We start from the raw sequence: 1763 nt of genomic DNA, 5'->3' as shown, positions 1-1763 counted from the left end.
GCCCATGAGCAGTTCCCACAATTGCATTTCCGGCCCGCTGTAAACTTCCCGAACCGCATCAAGCGTAACACCCTTTTTCGTTTTCATTGCATCCTCTTGTTACTAAACACGTTCCACACATTATTCAATGAGATGATGAAGGAAACGATTATAATAACCTGCAATACCTATGAATAGCAAGATTTCAAAAAAGGTCTACTTTGATGACAACCATTTGACGCGGCTGTCGCATATTTGCAGAACAGGTTTGAGCGCAGCGAAAGGCTATAACGCATTAAAAATGCATGCGTTATAGATTTTATGCCGGGATTTGCCCCAGGAATCCCCCGTTTTTATGGAACACTTGACTCTGACTTTAGCGACTATCCTTACATCTCCCCGACATCTCATTTAACTGCTTCCAGATTGTCTTTGCGATTTCATTCATGCCTCTGTCACCAGGGTGCCAGTTGACGCCATCGTTTTTGAAGTGGCCTTCTGCGGCGGCACTATTTTTGGGGTCATCAGAAACCGTCATTATATCAACGTAAACTACGCCGGCTTCTTTGGCGGCGTTTTCGTTCAGGTGTGCCGCCGGGCTTCGATGCCACAGGCTTGTGCAGACCACAGTGTTCTTGTCGGTCTTGAGCTTCTTCAAAAGGTCGCACAGTTGTTTGCCGTATATTTCCTTAGTGGCGTTTTCCGGCTGAAGATTGCCCCCGACCTGCACTATCACAAGGTCAGCGTTATATGCCACCAGGTCATCTACGGTTTTGAATTCCTCGGAAATCGGATTAAGCATCTTCGCATACGGCGTATCTTTTGCGAGCATGGTGACAACTTTGAGTTCCGGTTTGTCGCCTTGTGCATCACATATCATCTTATATAAACGGTGAGCGTAATCCTTATCCAACGCTGTAGCCGCCATGCCCCAGTTTCCACCCCAGCCCAACGCCTGCGTGCTTGGGCCGTGCTTGGTAATGCTGTTGCCCATAATCAATATTTTGGAATATTTCTTCATTGGCAACGCGGGGGTATTTTTCAAAAATCGCAAGGCGGTCATGGAATACGGCGGCAGCGTCAGGCTGGCGGTATTATCCTTGATATCAATGGTGAGTTTTTTGCCCTGCAAAGCTTTTGTGCTGGCCACGTCGGCAGTGTACAATTCCGTGCCTTCAACATATTTGGCGTTAAAACCGCTCAGGTTGATTTTAACGGGCATTGCCTCGGCAGGATTTCTATTGAACACAACCATCGTCAGTTGTTCTTTGTCTTTCGACAGCATCGCAGTGGCAGTAACAGCTTTATATAGCGGGTACGACTCCGGCTGGCAGTAGAAAACTTCTATGTCCTTTATCTCCAGCGTACCAGACACTGGCCCGGTTACAGTTTCCAGCCTTGCAACCAGAAACGCGCCAGGACAATCTGAAAGTGTAGCGAAGTCGCCTTCAAACGTAGTCCAGTCTTTAACATGCTCAGCCCCTATCACACGCGTGCCCGACCACGTTGCATCCCATCCGCGTTTATCTACCATGCCCAACCCCATGCCGCCAGACCCTTTATTGTCGGCGGCGGGGATGAACCGTCCTTTGTAGCGAAGGCGATACATAATCGGGCTTCCCTGCGGAACTGATGCAGGCCTGTCTACAAGGGAGAAATTCGCATACATGTCTGTGCTGCGTTTGTCGAAGTGGACGCGAAATGAATTTGACGAGGTCATCTCCACTTTAACATTTGCTCTGCTGAAATCCATAGTGATGAAATTTCCCGGCAGCACACGGCCT

1 protein-coding gene is annotated in these 1763 nt (G+C 48.6%); it reads right to left on the bottom strand.

Annotated elements, in window-relative coordinates:
- Positions 1 to 355: 355 nt before the first annotated feature.
- The coding region (locus ACV4UX_RS19215) for a hypothetical protein (RefSeq protein WP_491594884.1) at positions 356 to 1763 on the bottom strand (1408 nt) is incomplete at its 5' end.

This window comes from Fundidesulfovibrio sp., from assembly GCF_058402725.1.
Note: the sequence above shows the minus strand (reverse complement) of the source record. Positions and strands in the feature narration are given on the sequence as shown.